At 72.3% G+C, this 23,063-nt stretch carries 18 protein-coding genes and 3 pseudogenes; 10 read left to right on the top strand and 11 right to left on the bottom strand.

Annotation, left to right across the window (positions count from 1 at the left end; all coding sequences use genetic code 11):
* Position 1 precedes the first annotated feature (1 nt).
* From EDD92_RS45170 to EDD92_RS45160, 3 genes are read left to right on the top strand one after another with little or no spacing between them, the layout of a single operon-like run.
* Positions 2 to 1,177 (top strand): VWA domain-containing protein, encoded by a 1,176-nt coding sequence (locus tag EDD92_RS45170; protein ID WP_260327195.1) that lies wholly within the window; start codon positions 2 to 4, stop codon positions 1,175 to 1,177.
* Positions 1,170 to 2,270 carry an XdhC/CoxI family protein gene (locus EDD92_RS45165; RefSeq protein ID WP_123969632.1) on the top strand — a complete coding sequence of 367 codons (1,101 nt, stop codon included), beginning with the start codon at positions 1,170 to 1,172 and terminating at the stop codon, positions 2,268 to 2,270. The genes EDD92_RS45170 and EDD92_RS45165 overlap by 8 nt, the downstream gene beginning before the upstream one ends.
* An 18-nt stretch (positions 2,271 to 2,288) precedes the next feature.
* On the top strand, positions 2,289 to 2,894 hold the full coding sequence (locus EDD92_RS45160) for an SRPBCC family protein (RefSeq protein ID WP_123969631.1): 606 nt from the start codon (positions 2,289 to 2,291) through the stop codon (positions 2,892 to 2,894).
* Between the two features lie 6 nt (positions 2,895 to 2,900).
* Here EDD92_RS45160 and EDD92_RS45155 read toward each other — a convergent pair whose 3' ends face one another.
* The 4 genes from EDD92_RS45155 to EDD92_RS45140 form a co-directional block, all read right to left on the bottom strand.
* Positions 2,901 to 3,824 carry an aminoglycoside phosphotransferase family protein gene (locus EDD92_RS45155; protein ID WP_185124333.1) on the bottom strand — a complete coding sequence of 308 codons (924 nt, stop codon included), beginning with the start codon at positions 3,822 to 3,824 and terminating at the stop codon, positions 2,901 to 2,903.
* A gap of 231 nt (positions 3,825 to 4,055) precedes the next feature.
* Positions 4,056 to 5,483, bottom strand: coding sequence for an MFS transporter (locus EDD92_RS45150; protein ID WP_260327194.1), 1,428 nt, complete (start codon positions 5,481 to 5,483; stop codon positions 4,056 to 4,058).
* A gap of 102 nt (positions 5,484 to 5,585) precedes the next feature.
* A complete protein-coding gene (locus tag EDD92_RS45145) occupies positions 5,586 to 6,086 on the bottom strand; it encodes a metallophosphoesterase (protein ID WP_123969629.1) in 501 nt (166 codons plus the stop codon).
* Positions 6,087 to 6,141: 55 nt separating this feature from the next.
* Positions 6,142 to 6,954: an SAM-dependent methyltransferase gene (locus EDD92_RS45140; protein ID WP_123969628.1), complete on the bottom strand. Its 813-nt coding sequence runs from the start codon at positions 6,952 to 6,954 to the stop codon at positions 6,142 to 6,144.
* A gap of 157 nt (positions 6,955 to 7,111) precedes the next feature.
* On the opposite strand from EDD92_RS45140, the gene EDD92_RS45135 reads away from it, so the two are divergent.
* From EDD92_RS45135 to EDD92_RS45115, 5 genes and pseudogenes are all read left to right on the top strand, one after another.
* Positions 7,112 to 7,573, top strand: a complete 462-nt coding sequence (locus tag EDD92_RS45135) for a MarR family winged helix-turn-helix transcriptional regulator (protein ID WP_123969627.1) — start codon at positions 7,112 to 7,114, stop codon at positions 7,571 to 7,573.
* Positions 7,573 to 8,985: an MFS transporter gene (locus EDD92_RS45130; protein WP_260327381.1), complete on the top strand. Its 1,413-nt coding sequence runs from the start codon at positions 7,573 to 7,575 to the stop codon at positions 8,983 to 8,985. The genes EDD92_RS45135 and EDD92_RS45130 overlap by 1 nt, the downstream gene beginning before the upstream one ends.
* Positions 8,982 to 9,566: a hydrolase gene (locus EDD92_RS45125; RefSeq protein WP_123969625.1), complete on the top strand. Its 585-nt coding sequence runs from the start codon at positions 8,982 to 8,984 to the stop codon at positions 9,564 to 9,566. Before EDD92_RS45130 ends, EDD92_RS45125 begins: the two co-directional genes overlap by 4 nt.
* A 121-nt stretch (positions 9,567 to 9,687) precedes the next feature.
* Entirely contained in the window at positions 9,688 to 11,646 is a 1,959-nt protein-coding gene (locus EDD92_RS45120; protein WP_123969624.1) for a glycosyltransferase family 2 protein, read from the top strand.
* 19 nt (positions 11,647 to 11,665) lie between these two features.
* A pseudogene (locus EDD92_RS45115) lies at positions 11,666 to 12,312 on the top strand (dTDP-4-dehydrorhamnose 3,5-epimerase family protein).
* On the opposite strand, the gene EDD92_RS45110 reads toward EDD92_RS45115, so the two are convergent.
* The 6 genes and pseudogenes from EDD92_RS45110 to EDD92_RS45085 all read right to left on the bottom strand — a co-directional run bounded on the left by EDD92_RS45110 (position 12,248) and on the right by EDD92_RS45085 (position 17,210).
* A complete protein-coding gene (locus EDD92_RS45110) occupies positions 12,248 to 13,051 on the bottom strand; it encodes a class I SAM-dependent methyltransferase (RefSeq protein ID WP_123969623.1) in 804 nt (267 codons plus the stop codon). The pseudogene EDD92_RS45115 and the gene EDD92_RS45110 overlap by 65 nt on opposite strands.
* Positions 13,048 to 13,848, bottom strand: a pseudogene (rfbD, locus tag EDD92_RS45105) (dTDP-4-dehydrorhamnose reductase); the annotation flags it as partial. The gene EDD92_RS45110 and the pseudogene rfbD, both read right to left, overlap by 4 nt.
* Positions 13,849 to 13,916: 68 nt before the next feature.
* Positions 13,917 to 14,793: pseudogene (gene rfbB / locus EDD92_RS45100) on the bottom strand (dTDP-glucose 4,6-dehydratase); the annotation flags it as partial.
* A gap of 8 nt (positions 14,794 to 14,801) precedes the next feature.
* Positions 14,802 to 15,869: a glucose-1-phosphate thymidylyltransferase gene (locus EDD92_RS45095; RefSeq protein ID WP_123969621.1), complete on the bottom strand. Its 1,068-nt coding sequence runs from the start codon at positions 15,867 to 15,869 to the stop codon at positions 14,802 to 14,804.
* Between the two features lie 71 nt (positions 15,870 to 15,940).
* Entirely contained in the window at positions 15,941 to 16,120 is a 180-nt protein-coding gene (locus tag EDD92_RS45090) for a hypothetical protein (RefSeq protein ID WP_123969620.1), read from the bottom strand.
* A gap of 121 nt (positions 16,121 to 16,241) precedes the next feature.
* Entirely contained in the window at positions 16,242 to 17,210 is a 969-nt protein-coding gene (locus EDD92_RS45085; protein WP_123969619.1) for an alpha/beta hydrolase, read from the bottom strand.
* 173 nt (positions 17,211 to 17,383) lie between these two features.
* Here EDD92_RS45085 and EDD92_RS45080 point away from each other — a divergent pair, with 173 nt between their 5' ends.
* Positions 17,384 to 17,836, top strand: coding sequence for a MarR family winged helix-turn-helix transcriptional regulator (locus tag EDD92_RS45080; protein WP_260327193.1), 453 nt, complete (start codon positions 17,384 to 17,386; stop codon positions 17,834 to 17,836).
* Here EDD92_RS45080 and EDD92_RS45075 read toward each other — a convergent pair.
* Positions 17,826 to 20,273 carry a SpoIIE family protein phosphatase gene (locus tag EDD92_RS45075; protein WP_260327192.1) on the bottom strand — a complete coding sequence of 816 codons (2,448 nt, stop codon included), beginning with the start codon at positions 20,271 to 20,273 and terminating at the stop codon, positions 17,826 to 17,828. The two genes, EDD92_RS45080 and EDD92_RS45075, sit on opposite strands and share 11 nt — an antisense overlap.
* Positions 20,274 to 20,469: 196 nt before the next feature.
* Between EDD92_RS45075 and lanKC the strand changes: the two genes are divergently transcribed.
* On the top strand, positions 20,470 to 23,037 hold the full coding sequence (lanKC, locus tag EDD92_RS45070; RefSeq protein ID WP_123969616.1) for a class III lanthionine synthetase LanKC: 2,568 nt from the start codon (positions 20,470 to 20,472) through the stop codon (positions 23,035 to 23,037).
* Positions 23,038 to 23,063 lie beyond the last annotated feature (26 nt).

The following is a 23,063-nucleotide window of genomic DNA, read 5'->3' as shown; positions in this document are numbered from 1 at the left end:
CGTGGACGTTGCTGTGTCCCAGAACGGTGCTCCGCCCGGACCGCCCGGTGCCGATGCCGCCCTCCTCGGCTTCGCCCGTGCCCTGCGCGCGGCCGGGGTCGATGCGAGTGCCGAGCGGGTGCACGCCTTTCTGCGGGCGGTGGACGAGCTGCGGCCCGGGATGCGGGCGGACGTGTACTGGGCGGGACGGCTGACGCTGTGCGGCGGGCGGGACGACCTGGAGCGCTACGAGCGCGTGTTCGCCGCCTACTTCGGCAGTGCTGTGCCCGCCGGGCGGACGGTGACCGTGCCGCCCCCTCCCCGGCTGCGGCTGGTCTCACGGGAGGGGGCGGCGCCCCGTACGGCCGCTCGCAACGAGGAGCAGCCGGCGCCGCCCGCAGCGGCGCTCGCCAGTTCCTCGGAGGTCCTGCGCCACCGCGACGTCGCCGGGCTGGACTCCGCCGAGCGTGAGCAACTGCGCCGGTTGCTGGCCGCGTTCGCGCTGCGCGGCGAGGTGCGGCGCACGGCGCGGCGGCGGTCGGCGCGGCGCGGGGCGGTCGATCCGCACCGGACGGTGCGGGAGCTGCTGCGGCGCGGCGGGGAACCGGCCCGGCTGCGGCGGCACACCCGGGCGGACCGGCCGCGGCGGGTGGTCCTGCTCGTGGACGTCAGCGGTTCGATGACTCCGTACGCGGATGCGCTGCTGCGGTTCGCACATGCGGCCGCCCGTGGGAGCCGTACGGAGGTGTTCACCATCGGCACCCGGCTGACCCGGGTCACCCGCGAACTGTCGCACCGCGACCCGGACCTGGCGATGGCCGCGCTCGCGTCCGCCGTACCCGACTGGCGCGGCGGCACCCGGCTCGGGGAGCTGCTGCGCGAGTTCCTGGACCGCTGGGGCCAGCGGGGCATGGCGCGCGGGGCGGTCGTGGTGGTGCTGTCCGACGGATGGGAGCGCGGCGACCCGGAGCTGCTCGGCGCCCAGATGCGCCGTCTGCACCGGCTGGCGCACCGGGTGATCTGGGCCAATCCGCGCAAGGCGCGGCCCGGTTACGCACCTCTGGCCGCCGGGATGGCGGCGGCGCTGCCGAGCGTGGACGCTTTCGTCGAGGGGCACAGCCTGGCCGCCCTTGAGCGCCTGGCGGCGGTGGTGCGCGGGGCCGGCCCGGCGCCCGTGGAAGGAGCGGACCGTGCGTGAGATTCTCCCGACGCTGAGCGAGTGGTACGCGGCCCGGGCCCCGTTCGGACTTGCGACCGTCGTCGCCGTGAGCCGCAGCGCACCGCGCGATCCCGGTGCGGCCATGGCTGTGGGGCCGGGTGACGAGGTCGTGGGGAGCGTGTCCGGTGGCTGCGTGGAGGGCGCGGTCTTCGAGCTGGCGCAGGAGGTCGTGGAGAGCGGCGAGGCGCGCCTGGAGACCTTCGGCTACAGCGACGAGGACGCGTTCGCGGTCGGGCTCACCTGCGGCGGTGAGATCACCCTGCTGGTCCGGCCCGTCACGCAGGAGACCGACCCCGGGTTCGCTGCGGTCGCGCAGTCCGTGGCCGAGGGCCGAGCGGTGACCGTGGCGACGGTGACGGACGGGCCGGCGACGATCGGGGCCACCCTCGCCGTCTGGCCGGACGAGGTGTCCGGCACACTGGGCTCGACCGGCCTGGACGTCGCCGTCACCGCCGACGCGCGCGGCGAACTCGCCCTGGGTGCCACCGGGTTGCGACACTACGGCCCGCACGGCGAGCGCCGCGAGGACACGGTCACCGTCTTCCTGCACTCCTTCGCCCCGCCGCCGCGCATGCTGGTCTTCGGCGCCATCGACTACGCGGCCGCCGTCGCCCGCATCGGCAGCTTCCTCGGCTACCGGGTCACCGTGTGCGACGCCCGCCCGGTGTTCGCCACACCCAAACGCTTTCCGGACGCCGTCGAGGTGATCGTCGACTGGCCTCACCGCTATCTCCGGGGCACGGACACCGACGAGCGCACGGTGATCTGCGTCCTCACCCACGACCCCAAGTTCGACGTGCCGCTGCTGGAGGAGGCGCTGCGCCGGCCGGCCGCCTACATCGGAGCGATGGGCAGCCGCCGCACCCACGACGACCGCATGAAACGCCTGCTCGATGCCGGGCTCAGCGAGAGCGAACTGTCCCGGCTGCGCTCACCGGTCGGCCTCGACCTCGGAGCCCGTACGCCCGAGGAGGTCGCCGTGTCCGTCGCCGCCGAGATCGTCGCGCAGCGCTGGGGCGGCAGCGGCGCCCCGCTGACGGCCACCGCAGGGGCCATCCATCCGTCGACGTAACGCCCGTTGGAGGAAGTCATGGAGCTGCACCACGAGTTCACCGTGCCGGTCCCGGTCGACGACGCCTGGCAGACGCTCCTCGACATCGAGCGGGTCGCCCCGTGCATGCCCGGTGCGACGGTCGAGGAGTACGACGGGAAGACCGTCACCGGCTCGGTGAAGGTCAAGGTGGGTCCGATCACCGTGACGTACAAGGGAACGGCCGTCTTCGAGGAGCAGGACGAGACGGCGCACCGCATGGTGCTGAGCGCCAGCGGCCGGGAGACCCGCGGCCAGGGCACCGCACGCGCCACGGTGACCGGCACTCTGACCGAGCGCGACGGCGGTACGGCGGTGTCGGTGCGCACCGATCTGACGGTGACGGGGCGACCGGCGCAGTTCGGGCGCGGTGTGATGGCGGAGGTGGGTGACCGGCTCGTCGGCCAGTTCGCCCAGTGCCTGTCGGAGCGGATCGTGGAGCCCGAGCCTGCCGCGGCGGTGGCGGAGCCGCCGGAGGGGATCGAACCCCTGGACCTGTTGCGTGCGGCCGGGGTGCCGGTGGCCAAACGGGCGGCGGTGGCGGTCGCGGCGGCCGTCGTGGTGGCGGCCGTGTTCACGCGGGTACGGAGGTTGCGGCGGGGGTGATCTCCCTCAGCCTGCGGTGCTGCGGTAGTCCGCGAGGATCGCCTCCAGATGCTTCAGGGCTGCGGTGATCCGGGCCGGGTGGTCCCGGAAGAAGGGGTCGTCGGGTACCGGGAGCGATCCCGCGAGGGCCCAGCCGCGGCCCCGCGACCAGGTCGCGTCGTCGGCGCCGACCGCCTCGCGGAAGACGTCCCGTGCCCGCGCGGGCAGGAACTTCCAGGCGGGCACCAGGTCCACGGCGGGGTCGGCCACGGCCAGCGTGCCGAAGTCGATGACGGCGCTCAGCCGGCCGTTCTGTGTCAGGAGGTTGCCCGCGTCGAGGTCGCCGTGGATCCACACCGGCGGCTTCTCCCAGGCGGGCGCGGCGAGGGCCGCCTCCCACACCTCCGTCACCGCGTCGGCATCGATGAGCTCCGCCTTCTTCAGCGCCTCGAGTTTGGGCCGCACACGGGCCTCTGCGGCCACGGAGTCACGCGCGTCGCCCAGCGGCACACCGCGGAAGGCGTTGCTCTGCTCGGGGCCGGGGCCGCCTGTGGGGTCGACGGCCTGCAGGGCGGTGATGAATTCGGCGAGGTCGAGGGCGGTGCCGACCGGGTCGGCCAGGGCCTCGGTGGCCGCCGTCTCGCCCTCCAGCCACCGGTACACGGACCACGGGTGGGGGTAGCCCTCGCCGGGTTCTCCCATCGCGAGGGGCTCGGAGACGTCCAGCGGGAGGTACGGGGCCAGGCGGGGCAGCCAGCGGTGCTCGCGCTCCACCTGGCCGACCCAGTGCGCGTAGCGCGGCAGACGTACCGACAGCTCGCCGCCGAGCCGGAAGGTGGCGTTGTCCATGCCGGACTGCGGCACCGGCACGACCGGCAGGTCGGCCCATTGCGGGAACTGGGCAACGAGCAGACGGCGTACGAGAGTTGCGTCGATCAGCACGCCGCCCATCTCAGCGGAGCGACGGCCGGACGTCCATCGAATTTCGGGGTGTGGGGCGCCGGGCGAGGGGTAGGCGGCGCCCTATGGGGCATGCACGCCCCCGCGATACAGCACCTCTGCGGGAAGGAGGTCCGTGACAGCGCACACTCGCAGCGCCCGGGCCGCTCACAGCTGCATGGAGCGGCCCGGATCTTGTGAAGTCACTGCGGTCCCGGCTCTCTTCCACGAACGCCGTTCACGTCACCTCTCGCCGTCCGGAAGCAGGGCACCCGGCAGCACGAGCAGGGCGAGCACCGCGGCGGCCGCGTAGAGGCCCGCGGCTCCGAGGGCGACGGCGTGGAAGCCCCGTACGAAACGTGTCTCGTCACCGGGCTGTCCGGCGACCGCGCCCGCCACCGCGATGCCTATCGCACCGCCGGTCTGACGTGCGGTGTTGTTCATCGCGGAGGCCAGCCCCGAACGGTCGGCCGGGACGGCTGCGATGGCCGCGGCGACGACCGCCGGGGTCAAAAAGCCCATGCCGATGCCCCACAGCAGGAACGCGGGCAGCAGGACGAGATACGTGGAGTGCGGCCCCGCCAGGGCGAGGAGGGCGAGCCCGGCCGTGGCGAGGAGCAGACCCGCGGCGGCCGGAAGCCGCGACCCGAGCCGGCTGGTGATGCGCCCGCCGACGGGCGCGATGACGGCGAGCGGGGCGAACAGCGGTATCACCGCCGCGCCCGCGAGCAGCGCGGAGCGGTCCTGGACCGACTGCAGGAACAGCATCAGCACGAACAGCGTGCCGAGGGTGCCCATGTTCATGATCCCGGCCACCACGTTCGCCGCGTCGAAGGCGGGTCGCCGCAGCAGCGCAACGGGCAGCATCGCCTCCTCCCCGCGGCGCAGTTCGACCACGGCCAGCGTCGGCACGATGAGGACGGCGAGCGCTGCGGCCACCAGCACCTGCGGGGCACCCGCGCCGGTGCGTCCGCCCTCGATGAAGGCGTACGTCGTCGCCAGCAGCAGCAGGCTGCCGAGCAGCAGCCCTGGCACGTCCAGGCGCCGGGCCTGCTCCTCTCTGCTCTCCCGCACGATCGCGGCGGACCACACCAGGGCGACCAGCACGATCGGCACGTTCAGCAGGAAGATCGCCCGCCAGCCGAGAGTTTCGGTGAGGGCGCCGCCGAGCAGCGGTCCCGCGGGCAGCGCCAGGCTGCCCGTACCGGCCCAGACGCCGATCGCCCGGGCGCGTGCCGCGTCGCCGGGGAAGGCGCGGCTGATGATGGCCAGCGTGCCCGGCAGCAGCAGCGCCGCGCCCACGCCCTGGATCACCCGGGCGGCGACCAGGACGGGGACACCGGGGGCGAGTCCGCAGGCGAGGGAGCCGGCGCCGAAGACGACGAGTCCGGCGAGCACCACCCGCCGGTGCCCGTACAGGTCCCCGGCCGTCCCGCTGGTCAGCATGAGGGCGGCGAGCGCCAGCGCGTATCCGTCCACGACCCACTGAAGGCCGCCGATGTCGGTGCCGAGCCCCGAACCGATGGGGGGCAGCGCGACGTTGACGATGGTGACGTCGAGCAGCACCAGGAAGTACCCGGTGCACATGACGAACAGGACGGTGCGCGGCGAGCCCTCGTGCCGTGCGGGGCTCACCGCGCGCCGCAGAAGCGTTGCCGGTGATCCAGTCATGGTTCCTTGGTAACAGGAGGGTCTGACAACGCCGCCGGATGCGGATGCGAAGGTACGCCCGCCGTTGCCGGGTGCCCCGCCCCGCTGTCCCGAAACCGGTGGCTACCTCGGGGGCAGGCGGTGCAGTTGTACGTCCGTGAGGAGGCCGTCGGCCACGGTGGCGGTCATGTAGGTGCAGTGGGGCTGGCGGCGCCGGTCGGTCGGGGAGCCGGGGTTGAGCAGACGCAGGCCGCCGGGGGCGGTCGTGTCCCAGGGGATGTGGCTGTGCCCGAAGACCAGCACGTCGAGGTCGGGGAACCGGGCGGCACAGCGGGCTTCCCGGCCCTGTGCCGGGCCCGTCTCGTGCACGACTGCGAAGCGCACTCCGTCGAGTTCGGTGTACGCCACTTCGGGCAGCCGGGCACGCAGCACCGGTCCGTCGTTGTTGCCGTACACGCCGACGACTCTGCGGCAGCGGGCCTCCAGCAGGTCGAGGGTGGCCGTGTCGACCCAGTCCCCGGCGTGGAACACGACGTCGGCGCGCGGGAGTTCGGCCAGGAGCGGCTCGGGCAGCTGCTTGGCGCGTTTGGGGAGGTGGGTGTCGGTCGTCAGCAGAAGGCGCACGCAGTCAGCCTAGAGAGGGCGCCCGCGCCGCAGGGTGAGCCGCCCGGTGCGTCGCTCAGGGTTTGCGGCCGACGCCGCACCACATGGGCAGGCCGGGTGCCGGGCCGTCCCCGGGGCCGGGGCGCCAGTCGGGGAGTTCGACGACGCCGGGGGCGAGCAGGTCCGTTCCGGCGAAGAAGCGGGTGACCTCGGCATGGGTGCGAGGTGTCGCACCGGCGTGGTCGGCGGCCCGTTCGTTGTACACGCGCATCGACGCGGCGACCGCCTCGGCGCCGATGTCCGCGGCGGGGTGGGAGACGACGAGGTGGCTGCCGGGGGCGAGAGCGTCGAGGAGGCGCCGGGTGAGGGCGTAGGGGTCGTCCGCGTCGGGGACGTACTGCAGGATCGCGACCAGCATGAGCGCCACGGGCTGCGACAGGTCCAGCGTCTCCTGTGCCGCCGCGAGAATGCGGTCGACGTGGCGCAGGTCGGCCTCCAGGTAGTCCGTCGCTCCTTCCGGGGTGCCGACGAGCAGCGCCCTGGCGTGGGCCAGGACGACCGGGTCGTTGTCGACGTAGACCACCCGGGCTCGGGGGTCGAGGCGCTGGGCCACCTCGTGGGTGTTGTCCGCCGTGGGGATGCCCGTGCCGATGTCGAGGAACTGGCGGATTCCGGCCTGCGCGGTCAGCTCGCGCACGGCACGTCCGAGGAAGGCCCTGTTGGCCCGGACGGCCGGGACGATCTGCGGATTGGCGGCGGCGGCCAGCTCGGCCGCCTCCTGGTCGGCGAGGTAGTTGTCCCGGCCGCCCAGCCAGGCGTTGTAGACGCGCGCGGGGTGCGCCACGGAGGAGTCGACCGGCGCGATTCCGCCTGTCGGATGCTCGTGCATACGGATCCGCTCCCCTCGCCGCCGTTCCTCTGTCGACGCACACGGTAGTCCAACGGGCTTGGAAACAAGCCGAGTTGACAGGCTCAACATGAGGTCTACAGGAAACACTGTTCAGTCTGAACTGGACAGTTTCACCTTACGGTTTTATGGTCAACGCATGGATGCACAGGCCATCGACCCTCCCGAGGGCATCGGCGACTCCGCCGCCCGTGCGGCGCGCGATCTGCGGGTCGTGTTCAGTCGACTGCGGCGCCGCATCAGGGAGGTCGCGGAGGACGACGAGCTCACGCCGCCCCAGGTCTCCGCGCTCACCCTGGTGGCCAAGCACGGGGCCGCCACGGCCAGCGCGCTGGCCGTGGCGGAGGGTGTGCGGCCGCAGTCGATGGCGACCACGCTCGCCGCGCTGGACCGGCAGGGGCTGATCCGGCGCAGCCCCGACCCCGACGACGGCCGCCGGCAGCTCGTCACCCTGACCGACGCGGGCCGTCTGCGGGTCGAGGGCGACCGGCAGGCGCGTGAGGAATGGCTGGCCCGGGCGCTGCAGGACCGCTACACCGAGGACGAACGACGGACGGTCCTCGAGGGACTGGCGCTGCTGGAACGGCTCACGCAGCCGTGATACCCCGGCTACCCGGCATCGGGGGCGGCGCGCGGACCGCCCGCCCCTCCCCCACCGAGTTCGACCGGCGACTGATCGCGCCGATGCTGCTCGGTTCGGTACTCAACCCGGTCAACTCCTCGATGATCGCGGTGGCGTTGGTGCCGATCGGCGTCGCCTTCGGTGCGCCGCCGGCCGAGACGGTGTGGCTGGTCTCGGCCCTGTACCTGGCCACCGCGGTGGGCCAGCCGGTCGTCGGGCGGCTCGTGGACATGTACGGGCCGCGCCGCCTGTATCTGATCGGTACGGGTCTGGTGGGGATCGCCGGGCTCCTCGGCGCGCTCGCTCCCTCGCTGGGTGCACTGATCGGCGCGCGCGTGCTGCTCGGTTTCGGGACGTCGGCGGCCTATCCGGCGGCCATGCAGCTGACGCGGAGCGAGGCCGAGCGCACAGGCCGGGACAGCCCGGCGGGGGTACTGACCGCGCTCGCCATGGCCAACCAGGTCGTGGCCGTGATCGGTCCCGCCCTCGGCGGTCTGCTGATCGGCCTCGGTGGCTGGCGGGTCGTCTTCACCGTCAACGTGCCGCTGTCCCTGGTCTGTCTGGTCCTCGGAACGCGCCGTCTGCCGAGGACGCCCGTGCGGCCGCCGGGCCGGGGAGGCGGTGTCGACCTGCCCGGCATGGCGTTGTTCGCGGTCATGCTGGTCTCCCTGATGGTGTTCCTGACGGGCCCGCGGCTCGATCGGTGGTGTCTGCCGGTCCTGTCCGCCGTGGCCATGGCGGGTTTCGCGGTGCGGGAGCTGCGGGTGCCCGACCCGTTCGTCGACCTGCGCGTCCTCGGCGGCAACATCCCGCTGATCGTCACGTATGTGCGCCAGTTGCTCGCCTACACGACCGCGTACGCCTTCATGTATGGCTTCACCCAGTGGCTGGAGGAGGGACGCTCCCTGCACGCCGCGACCGCGGGACTGGTGCTGCTGTCGCTGTCGGCCACCGGGCTCGCGGTCTCCGCCGTCACCGGTCGCCGGGAGGCCGTACGGACCAAGCTCGTCGTCGGCAGCCTCGTGCAGATGGCCGGCTGCACCACGCTGCTGCTGGTCGGCTCCGGAACCCCGATATGGGCGCTGCTTCTCGTCGGAGCAGTGATGGGCGTGCCGCAGGGCCTCCTCGGACTCGCCATCCAGACGGCCCTGTACCGCCAGGCCGAGCCGGCCCGCACCGCCTCGGCCGCCGGGCTGCTGCGCACCTTCGGCTACCTCGGCGCGCTGGCCGCGTCCGCCGCGAACGCGACCTTCTTCCCCCACCGCGCCGACACCTCCGGGATGCACGACCTGGCCGTGTTCATGCTCGCCGGATCGGCGCTGCTCCTCGCGTCCACTCTTCCCGACCGTTCACTCGACACCCTCGTCCGCAGCGAAAGGCCTGATCCGTGACCGTCACCGCCCTCGACCCGCGCACCGCCCTCGTGGTGATCGACCTCCAGGCCGGCATAGTCGCCGCGCCCGTCCAGCCGCACACCGGCGCCGACGTCGTCACCCGTACGGTCGAACTCGCCGACGCCTTCCGTGCCCGCGGTCTGCCCGTGGTGCTGGTCCGGGTCTCCTTCGCCGCCGACGGAGCGGACACGGTCCCCGGCCGCACCGAGGCCTCCCGTCCGGCCGGCGCCTTCCCCGAGGGCTGGGACGTCGTGGTCGCCGAACTGGCCGGTCATCCCGGCGACATCACCGTCACCAAGCGAAACTGGGGTGCCTTCCACGGCACCGGTCTCGATGTCCAGTTGCGCCGCCGCGGCGTCACGCAGATGGTGCTGACGGGCATCGCCACCAGCATCGGCGTGGAGTCCACCGCCCGCGCGGCGCACGAGCACGGCTACCACGTCACACTCGCCACCGACGCCATGAGCGACATGGACCCCGAGGCCCACCGGGGCAGCGTCGAGCGGATCTTCCCGCGGCTGGGCGAGACGGGCACCACGGCCGAGATCCTGGAGCTGCTGGCCAAGACGCACGACTGATCCGGCTCGTAGAAACGATCTCCAGGCAGGCCCAGAGTGGGACGAACCCCCCGGCGGAGATAGCATCTGGCCACCCGTACCCACACTTTCGGCGAGCGACCCGAGGGGGCTCGGAAGCCCGATGCCGGTCAAGGTCAGCGTCATCGTCCCCGTCTACAACCCGGGGCCCTATATCGAGGACTGCATCACCTCGTTGCTGAAGCAGTCACTGCCACCCGACGAGTACGAAGTGATCTTCGTCGACGACGGCTCCACCGACCAGACCCCGGCCCGGCTCGATGCGCTTGCCGCACAGGAGCCCCGGGTCCGGGTGATCCATCAGGAGAACTCCGGCTGGTCGGGCAAGCCCCGCAACGTCGGCATCGACGCCTCCCAGGGCGAGTACGTCATGTTCGTCGACAACGACGACCGCCTCGGCGACGAGGCCCTGGAGCGGATGTACGGCTACGGCGTGGCCAACGGCGCCGATGTCGTCGTCGGCAAGATGGCCGGCCAGGGCCGCGGGGTGCCGGTGGAGCTGTTCCGCCGCAACCGGCCGCGGGCCAGCGTGCGGAACGCCCCGCTCATCGACAGCCTCACCCCGCACAAGATGTTCCGCCGGGCCTTCCTGGACGAGATCGGCCTGCGCTTCCCCGAGGGCAGACGGCGCCTGGAGGACCACGTCTTCGTGACGGAGGCGTATCTGCGCGCGGCCAACGTGTCCGTCATCGGCGACTACGTCTGCTACTACCACCTCCGGCGCGACGACTCCTCCAACGCGGGCTTCCAACAGTTCGACCCGGTCGGGTACTTCAAGAACCTGCGGGAGGCGCTGGACGTCGTCGAGCAGTACACCGAGCCGGGCGACGTGCGCGACAGTCTGCACCGCCGCTGGCTGCGCGTGGAGATGGTGGAGCGGCTGCGCGGCAACCGTCTCCTCGCCAAGCCGGACGACTACCGGCGCAAGCTGTTCGAGGAGATCCGCCAGGTCGTCGTCGAGCGCTTCGGCCCCGGTGTCGCCGCCGGACTGCAGCCGACGCAGCAGGTCGTGGCCGCGCTCGTCGCCGCCGACCGGTACGACGACGTGGTGGCCTTCGCCGAGTGGGAGACCGGGCTCGGCCTCTCCGCCTCGCCCGGGACCGTCGAGTGGCAGGACGGCAGGCTGCGCTTCGACCTCGTCGCAGAGCTCACGGCGGGCGGTGCGCCGCTGACGTTCCCCGGCGGTGGGGTCCGCACCCCGCTGGACGGCCCGCCCGCGGATCTCGAGGAGGCGGTCGCCTGGGTGGGAGCCGACACCGTCGCCCGGTTCGGACAGGCCACCGTGGACCTGCTGGTGCGCGAGCGCTCGAGCGCCGCCCAGTACTTCCAGCTGGTCGAGGTCACCCGGGAGATCGTGCCGGTCGAGGACAGCGGGCAGGTGCGGCTGGTGCTGCGTGCGACGGCCACCGTCGACCCGGCCGGCGCGGTGGACGGCTCGCCGCTGCGCGCCGGGCTGTGGGACACGTACGCCCGCGTCAGGCTGGGCGGCTGGAGCAAGACGTCGCGCGTGGGCCCGGGCCCTCGCAAAGCCCGTGCCGCCACGTCCGCGGCGGTCGTGGGCGGGCGGGTGGTCCTGCCGTACTGGACCGACCAGCACGGCAATTTCTCCCTGGACGTCGACCGGGCGAACCAGCGCCTCGGCCTCGGCCGGCTCGACCCCGAAGCCGTGAGCGTCTCCGGGGGCCGGCTGCGCGCGCCCCTGCCGCTGCACGTCCCGGCCGAGACGGCCGTACTGCTGCGGCTGACCTCACCCGACAGGTCGGTGGACGTGCCCGGCACGCTGTCCCCGGCCGGGGACGGGGCCCTGCTGGAGGCCGCCCCGACCGTCGCCGACCTCAGCGGGGCGACCTGGCGGACCGCCCTGTGCGCGGCCCCGGACGCCGCCGAGCCGCGCTTCCTCCCGCTGCCGCTCGCCCTGCGCGCGGACCCGGACTCGATCAAGGTGGTACGGACTCCCAGGCCCTCGGCGGTACGGCGGCTGGCCCGCAGGGCGCGGCGTGCGCTCGCCGCGGTCCTCAGACGGCGCGCGGCATCCCGCGCAGCCAAGGCAGGAAAGGCGTGAAAGCGGGCGCTCACGGGGCATAGCGGGCGCGTGGGCGCTGGAGCCGAAGTTCTTCCCCGACGAGCGGGCAGCTTTCACGAGTGGTATCGCGGCGAAGGGTTCCGCGAGGCCACCGGCTACGACCTCTCGCTCGCACAGGCCAACGGCTCGGTCTCCCGCTGAGGCGTGCTGCGCGGGGTGCACTTCGCGGACGTGCCGCCCGGGCGGGCCAAGTACATCACCTGCGTGCCCGGCGCGATCCTCGACGTGGTGGTCGACCTGCGCGTGGGCTCGCCCGCCTTCGCCGAGTGGGAGACGGTGCGCCTCGACGAGGACACCCGGCACGCCGTGTTCCTCGCGGAGGGCCTCGGGCATGCCTTCATGGCACTGACGGACGACGCCACCGTGGTCTACCTGTGCCCGACGGGGTACACGCCGGGGCGTGAGCACGGCGTGCACCCCCTGGACCCGGATCTGGGCATCGCCTGGCCCGAGGGCATCCCTCCGGTGCTGCCGCCGAAGGACGCTCAGGCGCCGTCGCCGGCAGAGGCCCGGCGGACCGGGCTCCTGCCGTCGTACGACGCCTGCACCTCCCGTTACGAGGAGTTGCGCGGCCGGCCGTTCAGCGACCGGCCGACAGGCCCTCCAGGGCCGAGCGCAGCGGTTCCCAGCCGCGGGAGCGGCTGAGGCCGCGGTTGCGTGCGCGGACCAGGGGGCGCCAGAAGTCCGCCCCCAGCAGGGTCTCGGGCGTGACCGCCTTCACCCGCTCCAGGACCGCCTCGGGCACCTTCTGCGGGTCGGGCACATCGAACTCGGCCATGATCTCGTCGTACTTGTCCTTCAGCACGGTGCTCTCATGGTCGGCGCCGAAGATGATCAGCTGGCCGGTCGGCTGGGTGTCGACGAGGACGGTCACGAGATCGGGCCGGTAGCGGTTCAGGATCTCGATGATCTTGTAGACGTCGCCGGTCCAGGCGTCGGTGTGCCGGTCACGGGCGGCCTCGTCGATGCTGCGCGGCAGCATGTCGTCGAAGACGATCACGCTGGACCAGTCCGAGTGCTTCTCGATGTTGATGAAGTCCCGCAGCGCGTACTCGAACAGGTGCATGCCGTCGATGAACGCGAGGTCGAGCGTGGTGCGCCGCCAGTAGCCGAGCGGGCTGCGGCCCCGGCGGAGGTTGCGCACGGGGTGGCGGCCGCCCTTGAGGTGGCCGAGGGGGTTGTCGCGGGCGAAGAAGTCGTCGCTGGTGGCCTTCACCAGGTGGACGTCGCACCGGATCTCCGTGACCACCTTGAACGCGGGGTCGACCGCGATGCTGGGGACGCGGGACAGCGTGAGACTGCGGCCGTCGTTGACTCCGATCTCCAGGTAGTTGCGGTTCGCGGTGGCCTTGTGCAGACCCCGCAGGAATTCATGGCGTTTCACGAAGAAGACTCCTTGCGGATAAGGGGAAGTGCCTCGTGCAGGGCGGATCGCCAGTCGCGCAGCGGCGGCAGACCCAGCTCCTGCCAACGACCGTGGGCGAGGGCACCGTACGCGGGGCGGGGCGCGGGCTGCGGGAAGGCCCCGCTGCCCACGGGCCGCACCCGGTCGGGGTCCGCGCCGAGGCCGGCGAAGACCTCTCGGGCCAGCTCGTACCAGGAGGCCTCGCCGCAGCTGGTGGCATGGAAGACACCGCTCGCACCCCGGCCCAGGTGTGGGCCGAGGTCGACAAGGCGTGCGGCGACGTCCGCGCTCCACGTGGGCTGCCCGCGCTGGTCGTCGACGACGTCGAGGGTGTCATGGCGGGACTCCAGGTCGATCATCGTGCGGACGAAACTACGCCCGTGGACGCCGTAGAGCCAAGCCGTTCGCACGATTGCGCTCGATGTGTAAGGCTCCGCGGCCACGGCACGCTCGCCGGCGAGTCTGGTGCGGCCGTAAGCGGTGCGCGGGTCGGTGGCATGATCCTCGGGATACGGGGTACGAGCATCGCCCGCGAACACGTAGTCGGTGGACACGTGGATCAGGCGGGCGCCGTGGACCGCGCAGGCACGGGCGAGATTGCGGGGCCCGTCGCCGTTGATCCGCAGGGGCCGTTCCTCGTCGGTCTCGGCGTCGTCGACGGCCGTGTACGCGGCGCAGTCGACGACCAGGTCGGGGCGGTGGCCGGCCAACAACCCCTCGACGGCGTCCTGTTGGGTGACGTCGAGGCCCGTGTGGTCCAGCCCCACAACGTCGGCGCTGCGCCGGAGCAGTTCGTCGACCGTGTCGCGGCCGAGCATGCCCCCGGCCCCCGTGACCGGCCATCTCATGCGGACCGCCGCTTCAGGGGCTCCCACCAGGCGCGGTTGTCCCGGTACCAGGCGACGGTGTCGGCGAGGCCGGTGGCGAAGTCGCGGCGCGGGCGGTAACCGAGCTCCTCGCGGGCCTTGCTCCGGTCGACCGAGTAGCGCAGATCGTGGCCCTTGCGGTCCTCGACGTACTCGACCCGGTCCCGGTCGGCCCCGCAGGCCTCCAGCAGCAGGCCGGTGAGTGCCTTGTTGCTCAGTTCGGTGCCGCCGCCGATGTTGTACACCTCCCCCGGGCGGCCCTTGGTGCGTACGAGGTCGACGCCCTGGCAGTGGTCCTCCGTGCAGCCAGTCGCGGACGTTGAGGCCCTCGCCGTAGAGCGGGACCTTCACGCCGTCCAGGAGGTTGGTGACGAACAGCGGGATGACCTTCTCGGGGTACTGGTGCGGGCCGTAGTTGTTGGAGCAGCGGGTGACGCGGACGTCCAGGCCGTGGGTGCGGTGGTAGGCGAGGGCGAGCAGGTCGGAGGAGGCCTTGGAGGCGGAGTACGGCGAGGTGGGCTGCAGCGGGTGGCCCTCGGGCCAGGAGCCGGAGTCGATGGAGCCGTAGACCTCTTCGGTGGAGATGTGCACGAAGGGTTCCACCCGGTGGCGCAGGGCGGCGTCGAGGAGGGCCTGGGTGCCCGCCACGTTGGTCAGGACGAAGTCCCCCGCCCCCGTGATCGAACGGTCCACATGGGACTCGGCGGCGAAATGCATCACCTGGTCCGCGTCGGTCATGCGCTTGTCGACGAGTTCGGCGTCACGGATGTCGCCCTGGACGAACTCCAGCCGGGGATGGTCGAGATCGAGGTTGTCGAGGTTGCCGGCGTAGGTGAGTCTGTCGGCGCCGGTGACGAGAAGGTTCATGCCCGGATCTGCACCTTGCTGTGGTCTCCGAGGACCAGGCGGTGGGCGCGGGGGACACTCGGGGCGGGTGTCACCTCCACATGCCGGCCGATCAGGGAGCTCTCGATCCGGCCCACCCCGAGAATCGAGGAGTCGCGCAGCACGATGGAGAACTCCAGTTCGCTGTCGGTGATCCGGCAGTTCTCCGCGACGGAGGTGAAGGGACCCACGTAGGAGTCCTCGACGACGGTGCCGGCGCCGATCACGACGGGGCCGACGATGCGCGAGTTCACGACGCGTGCACCCTCCTCCACGATCACGCGCCCGATCGTCTCGGAGCTCTCGTCCACCTCGCCGTCGATCCGGCGGTCGAGGGCCTCCAGGACCGTCCGGTTGACCTCCAGCATGTCGACGACGTTCCCGGTGTCCTTCCAGTAGCCCTTGATGACGGTGCAGCGCACGTCGGCGCGGCTGTCGATCAGGTGCTGGATGGCGTGGGTGATCTCCAGTTCGCCGCGCCAGGACGGCCGGATGGCGCGCACCGCCTCGTGGATCAGGGGCGTGAACAGGTAGACGCCCACCAGGGCGAGGTCGCTCTTGGGGTTCTCCGGCTTCTCCTCCAGGCCCACCACCTGGCCGGAGGAGTCGAGTTCGGCGACGCCGAAGGCGCGCGGGTCGGCCACTTGGGTGAGCAGGATCTGGGCGTCGGGGCGGTGGGTGCGGAACTCGTCGACGAGGGCGCTGATGCCCCCGACGATGAAGTTGTCGCCCAGGTACATCACGAAGTCGTCGTCGCCGAGCCAGTCCCGCGCGATCAGTACCGCATGGGCCAGCCCGAGGGGCCGCTCCTGGGGGATGTAGGTGATCTCCAGACCGAACTTGGATCCGTCGCCGACCGCTTCCTGGATTTCTTCGGCGGTGTCTCCCACGATGACGCCGACCTCGGTGATGCCGGCCGCGGCAATGGATTCCAACCCGTAGAAGAGAACAGCCTTGTTGGCCACGGGGACGAGCTGCTTGGCCGATGTGTGCGTGATCGGCCTCAGTCGGGTACCGGCGCCGCCGGACAGCACGAGAGCCTTCATCTGCTTCACCTTAGTCGCGATCCCTTTGGAAGGGATCGCGACCAATCACCCGGTTCGGGTCGACGGCCCGGTCAGTCCTCGCCCCGCACGATGTTGCCCTCCGGGCCGGGCTGGTCCGTTCGGGTGGTGCCCTGTTCGAGAACCGCCGGAATGCAGGTGCGTACGACACCCTTGCCCCGCAGCCGCCGGGCCCGCGCCCAACCGGTCTCCGGTCGACGGATCACAAGCTTGTCAGTGGTGTGCGGCGTCACGGCAGTTCATCTTCCTTCTGCTTCAGTGCCCGCTGACCGGGTCCCCTTCGGCGCCCCGGTCAAACGCCTCATCCGGCCTGCGAGCACGGGAACCTGCCGCGCACAGCCCCCAGTTCGACGCTCAGGCAGTGCCCAGCGCCCCGCGAAGGGTGCTGATCGCCTGGCTGATCGCAGCCTCCGCGGCGTGGGTCTCGCGCAGGGCGTTGAGCATCACGAAGTCGTGGATGATGCCCTGGTATCGGACCGCGGTGACCGGGACGCCCGCCTCGCGCAGCTTGTTCGCGTAGGCCTCGCCCTCGTCGCGCAGGACGTCGGCCTCACCCGTGATGACGAGGGCGGGCGGCAGACCCGTGAGCTGTTCGGTGGAGGCCCGCAGCGGGGACGCGGTGATCTGGGCGCGCTCCGCCTCGTCCGTCGTGTACTGGTCCCAGAACCACTGCATGGCGTCCCGGCGCAGGAAGTAGCCCTCGGCGAACTGGTGGTAGGACGGCGTGTCGAAGCTCGCGTCGGTGACCGGGTAGAACAGCACCTGCGCGGCCAGCGGGACGTCGCCGCGCTGCTTGGCCATCAGGGTCAGGGCGGCGGTCATGTTGCCGCCGACGGAGTCGCCGGCCACCGCGACGCGGGCGCCGTCCAGGCCCTTGGTCGCTCCCTGCTCGACGACCCACTTCGCCACCGCGTAGTTCTGCTCGATGGCAACCGGATAGCGGGCTTCGGGCGAGAGGTCGTACTCGGGGAAGACGACCGCGGCGCCGGTGCCGACGGCGAGTTCGCGCACCAGCCGGTCGTGGGTGTGGGCGTTGCCGAACACCCAGCCCGCCCCGTGGATGTAGACGATCACCGGCAGGGCGCCGGTGGCCCCGGCGGGGCGGACGATGCGGGCGCGGACCTGGCCGGTGGGGCCACCGGGGACAGTGACCCACTCCTCGTCGACCGCGGGCTTCTCGATCTCGCCGGACTGCACCTCGTCGACGGTCTTGCGGCCTTCGGCCGGGCCGAGGTCGAACAGGTAGGGCGGGTTGGCGGTGGCCTCGGCGAAGGCCCGGGCGGCGGGTTCGAGGACGGGGCGGGGTGCGGTGGTGCCGGTCATGACGACCTCCTCGGTTCGGGTGCCGCGCCCTGCGGCACACCATGGAGAGTAGCGCGCTATTAAGTCGTGCACAACTAATATGTTCAACATCTATTGGTGCCCGATACAATCGGACGGACCCGAACGACAGGCTGGTGATCGCCGTGCACAGGACAGCAACCGGGAGCCACACCGTGGGACCGGCCGCAGCCGAACCGGGCGAGGGCTCGCTCCTCCTCGACGACCAGCTCTGCTTCGCCCTGTACGCCGCCTCCCGCGCCGTCACCGCGCGCTACCGCCCGCTGCTGGACGAACTCGGCCTGACCTACCCGCAGTACCTGGTCATGCTCGTGCTCTGGGAACAGGACTCGATCTCCGTACGTGACCTGGGGGCCGCGCTCCAGCTGGAATCGAGCACCCTGTCCCCGCTGCTGAAGCGGTTGGAGGCGAACGGGCTGCTGCGCCGCGAACGCCGCGTCGAGGACGAGCGGTCGGTCGCCCTCCGCCTCACCGAGGCCGGCACTCGGCTGCGGGAAAGGGCGGGCCAGGTACCCCTCGCCATCGGCGACGCCATGGGCCTGACCCCCGAGCAGGACGCCCTGGCCAAACAGCTCCTCCGCCTGATCACCGCCAACGTCACGAACTGAGCCCGAGCTCCGCCCACACCTGCTTGCCGCCGCTGGCCGGCACGGTCCCCCACGCCTCCGACATGGCCTCCACGAGGAGGATGCCGCGGCCGCCGGTGGCCTCCCAGCCGATGCTGGTCGGCTTCACGGGGGTGCGGGGCGAGGCGTCGGCGACCGAGACACGCAGCCGGTTGTCGAGCAGGGTGAGGTCGAGGCGGACCTGGCCGTCGGTGTGCACCAGGGCGTTGGTGACGAGTTCGGAGACGACCAGGAGTACGGCATCCATGTCGTCGCGGGTCACGCCCCAGGTCCGGAGGGTGCGGCGGGTGAAGCGACGGGTGTGACCGACGGCCTCGGGCACCCGCCAGACCGTCCAGCTGTCGCGCAGCGGACGCAGCGCCATGCCGTCGTAGCGCAGCAGGAGCAGGGCGACGTCGTCGCTGCGCCGGGCGTTGCCGAGGAGGGCGTCGGCGACCAGGCCGAGGTGGTCGGGGTCGGAGACGGACAGTTGCTGGGCCAGCCGCTCCATGCCGTCGTCGATGTCGGCCTCGGCGGACTCGACGAGGCCGTCCGTGGTGAGCGCGACGACCGTGCCGGGCTGCAGCCGCAGCACGCTCATCGGGAAGTCGGCCTGGGCGACGACGCCGAGCGGCGGCCCGCCGTCCGACTCGGGCACCTCGGTGCTGCCGTCCGGGTGGCGCAGCACCGGCGGCAGATGGCCTGCGCGGACGTACCAGGCGGAGCCCTCCTCCATGTCGACGTCGACGTAGCAGCAGGTGGCGAAGAGGTCGGTCTCCATGTCCGTCAGGAGCCGGTTTGCGTGGGAGACGACCACGTCCGGCGGGTGGCCCTCGACGGCGTAGGCGCGCAGCGCGGTGCGCATCTGGCCCATGAGGGTGGCGGCGCTCGCGTTGTGGCCCTGGACGTCGCCGATGACGAGGGCGACGTGGTTGTCGGGCAGCGGGATCACGTCGTACCAGTCGCCGCCGACCTCGAGGCCCGCCGTGGTGGGCAGGTAGCGGGCGACGGCGACCGCACCGGGCAGCTTGGGCAGGCGGCGCGGCAGCAGCTGGCGCTGGAGCATGCCGACGAGTTCGTGTTCGGCGTCGAAGGCGTGGGCGCGCATCAGGGCCTGGCCCGCGAGGCCCGCGGACGCGGTGAGCAGGGCGCGCTCGTCGGGGCCGAAGTCGTGCGGGGCGTCCCAGCCGATCAGACAGGCGCCGGCCATGCGGTTGCCGGCGGGCAGCGGCAGCACGGCGAGTCCGCCGGGACCGACCTCGGCCAGGGCGGGTTCCAGAGGGGTGCCGGCGGGCCAGATGCGGGCCCGGCCCTCGCGCAGGGCGGCGGCCAGGGTGGGCATGGCGCGCACGGGCGCGTCGGGCCACTCGGTGCGCCACTCCAGGCGCCACAGCTCGGGCCAGGATTCCGGATCGGCCGGTTCGAGGACCGTGACGACGAGCCGGTCGCCCTCCAGCTCGGCGAGCGCGATCCGGTCGGCCTGAAGCGGCTTGCGCAGGGCGGAGACGACGGCCTGACTGACGTCGCGGACGGTGCCGGCGGTCGCGAGCATGGCGGCGAGGCGCTGGACGCGGGCCACGTCGGTGACCTCGGAGCGCAGTTTGGAGGCGTCGGCGACCGTGCCGACGAGCGTGGCGGGCCGGCCCTCGCCGCCGGGCAGCAGACGCCCGCGCAGCCGCAGCCACTTGGGCGGGCCGGAGGGCTGCAGGACCCGGAACTCCAGCTCGCGGTCGCCGAGGGACATGTGGTCGGCCTCGACCACGGACATCAGCGAGGGCAGGTCCTCCGGGACCGTCAGGCCCAGCAGGGTCTCGACCCTGCCGTCGAACTCGGCGCGGGTGACGGCGAACAGCCCCAGGATGTCGTCGCCGACCTCCACCCGGCCGCTGTCCATGGCGAGGCTGAACGCGTTGGCCGGCAGCTCGCCGCCCTCGGCGGAGGGGGCGGGGGCGGGACAGCCGACGGCGTCGGCGATCAGCTCCAGGCACTTGCGGTCCTCGGTGTCGAAGCCGTCCGGCCGCTCGCCGACGGCCAGCAGACAGCCGCCGTTTCCGTCCCCGCGCGCGGGCAGCACCGCCAGGTGGAAGTCCCGCGGCGGCGTCCGCCGCGCCTCGGCGTCCTCCGCGAGTTCCTCGGGCCCGAGCCACACCGGGCTCCCCAAGCGGTGGCTGTCGGCCACCGGGGAGCTGCCGGAGCGAGGGTAGCTGTCGCGCAGCCCGAACAGCGTCCTCGGAACGCCCACCGACTCGACCAGGCACAGCAGGTCACCGTCCTCCTCCGGCGTGTACACGCCGGCGAACGCCGCCCCGGCGAAGACGAGCGCCTGCTCCAGGACCCGGCGCACCCGCTCGGGTGAGGCCGGACCGGAGGTGAGCGCTTTCAGGGCACCTTCGGCGCGCAGAGTTCTCGTTCTGCGTGTCTCGGCGCCCTCACTGACCACGTCCGCAATTACAGCGCGTATGGGACGCCTGCGCAGCCCCTGTGAGCATTCCGTGGAGGTCATCGGGCGTGCCCACTCGAAACGCGCCGAACATGTCTTAACGCATGCGTATCGCACGGTGATCTCGTGACAGGCGTGACTGTCCCGGGCCCTCGGACGGCTGGAAGTGTCGGTGCCGGGCCACGGAGGGGGATCCATGGACAAGCGGTACGAGGTGTACGCACTCGCGGACAGACACTTCTACGAGACGCCGGACCGGCTTGCCGGTGCCGGACAGCAGACGGCACCGCTCTTCGAGACCGCGCGTCGTGAGGTGCCGGCGGGCTGGGATGCGGCGCGGATCGGTGACTGGCTGACGCTGACGCCGCTCGGCGCGGACGGCAGCGCACTGCCGGGCCCGGCGCAGGGCTGGAAGATCCACGCCTCGGCCACCCGGGCGAACGCGGAGCGGATCGCGGCGATCGTGTGGGACTACTGCGTGCCGCGCCGGATCCCGTTCAAGTTCGTGCCGGGACCGCACCTGCTGCACTTACGCAACACCAAGTACGCGGCCCGCGACACCAGCGGCAAGTTCGTCACCGTCTACCCGGCCGACGAGGAGCAGCTCCACCAGGTGCTGCGCGAACTGGGCCGGTTGCTGGACGGTTTCGAGGGGCCGTACATCCTCACCGATCTGCGCTGGCACGACGGCCCGCTCTACGTCCGCTACGGCGCGTTCGCACGCACCTTCGTCGTCGACGAGCGGGGCTCGCTCGTGCCGGCGGTGCGGGACGGCGCGGGCACGCTGGTGCCGGACCGGCGGGCGCCGTCCTTCCAGGTGCCTGAGTGGGTGACGCTGCCGGCATTCCTGGAGCCGCATCTGGCGGCCCGCAACACCACGACGGTGGGCGAGTTGCCGTACCGCATCGAGAAGGCGCTGCACTTCTCCAACGGCGGCGGGGTGTACGCCGGCACCGACACCCGGGACGGGCGCAAGGTGGTCCTCAAGGAGGGCCGGCCGCACGCGGGGCTGGCCTCCGACGGTGCGGACGCCATCGCCCGGCTGGAGCGCGAGAAGCAGGCGCTGGAGCAGGTGGCGGGGACCGGTGTGGTGCCCGAGGTGCGGGACTGGTTCACGCTGGGCGAGCACCGGTTCCTGGTCATGGACTTCCTGGAGGGGCGCACGCTCAACTCCTTCTTCGCCGAACGGCATCCGCTGCTCACCCCGGATCCGGACCCGGAGGCCGTCGCGCGCTACACGGCGTGGGCGGTGCGCATCCACGGGGCGGTGCAGCGTGCGGTGGAGGCGGTGCACGCACGCGGGATCGTCTTCAACGATCTGCATGTCTTCAACATCATGGTCGCGCCGGACGAGGAGTCGGTGTTCCTGCTCGACTTCGAAGCGGCGGCGCCGGTGGCGGAGAACGGCCGTCAGGTCGTCGCACACCCCGGCTTCTTCGCCCCGCCCGACCGGACGGGCACCGACGTCGACCGCTATGCGCTGGCCTGCTTACGGCTCGCGCTGTTCCTGCCCGTGACCACCCTGTTCGTGGTCGACCGGGGCAAGGCGGCGCACTTGGCCGAGGTGATCGCGGAGCAATTCCCGGACGTGCCGCGGGAGTTCCTGGACGAGGCGGTCGCGGAGATCACGCGAGGCACCGGCGTGGGCGCCCCGGCGCTGGTGCGGCCCGGCGACTGGCCGCACAGCCGGGACTCGATGGTCAAGGCGATCCTCGCCTCGGCCACCCCGGAACGCGACGACCGGCTCTTCCCTGGCGACATCGCCCAGTTCTCCGACGGCGGCGGGCTCGGGCTCGCCCACGGCGCGGCCGGAGTGCTGTACGCGCTGGCCGAGACCGGCGCCGAGCGGTACGAGGAGGGCGAACGCTGGCTCCTCGACCGTACGGCCCCGCCACCGCCCGGCACACCGCTCGGCCTGTACGACGGACTCGCCGGCGTCGCGCACGTCCTGGACCGGCTCGGCCACCGGCAGCGGTCCCTCGACCTGGTCGAGGGCATCCTCGCCGAGAAGTGGCAGAACCTCTCCTCCACCCTGCACGGCGGCCTGGCCGGCCTCGGCCTGGTCCTCGGCCACCTGGCAGGCACCACGGGCGAGTCGGAGCTGCACGAGCGGGCCGCCGAGGCCGCGGAGATCGTCGTACGACGCCTTGCCGAGCCGCGCCCCGACGCGCCCCGGCAGCGGGCCGGGCTGTTGCGGGGTGCGAGCGGACCGGCGCTGTTCCTGCTGCGGCAGTACGAGCGGACCGGCGACGCGGGGCTGCTGGAAGCGGCCCAAGTGGCGCTGCGCCGGGACCTGGACTGCTGTGTCGTCCAGAAGAGCGGCGGCGGCCTGGAGGTCGACGAGGGCTGGCGGACCCTGCCCTACCTCGGTGACGGCAGCGCGGGACTCGGCATGGTCCTGGACGACTATCTCGCGCACGCCGCCGACGCGGAGTTCGACAAGGCACGCTCCGGCATCCTCACCGCCGCCACCTCACGCTTCTACGCACAGCCCGGCCTCTTCCAGGGCCGCGCCGGAATGATCCTGCACCTCGGCCGCACCACGGAACCGAGCGCCACGGACCGTCACCTGGCCGAGCAGATCGCCGCGCTCGGCTGGTACGCGATGGCGTACGAGGGCCAACTGGCCTTCCCCGGGCACCAGATGATGCGGCTGTCCATGGACCTCGCCACCGGAACGGCAGGGTGCCTGCTCGCGCTCGCGGCGGCCACCGGTGACAGCGCCCACCTGCCCTTCCTCCCGCCGCTGCGGCGGCCCCAATGACGCGGCTCCGCGACCTGACGGAGTCG

This window comes from Streptomyces sp. TLI_185 (assembly GCF_003814765.1).
Taxonomy (GTDB): Bacteria; Actinomycetota; Actinomycetes; order Streptomycetales; family Streptomycetaceae; genus Streptomyces.
This window is presented reverse-complemented; position numbering and strand designations above follow the sequence as displayed.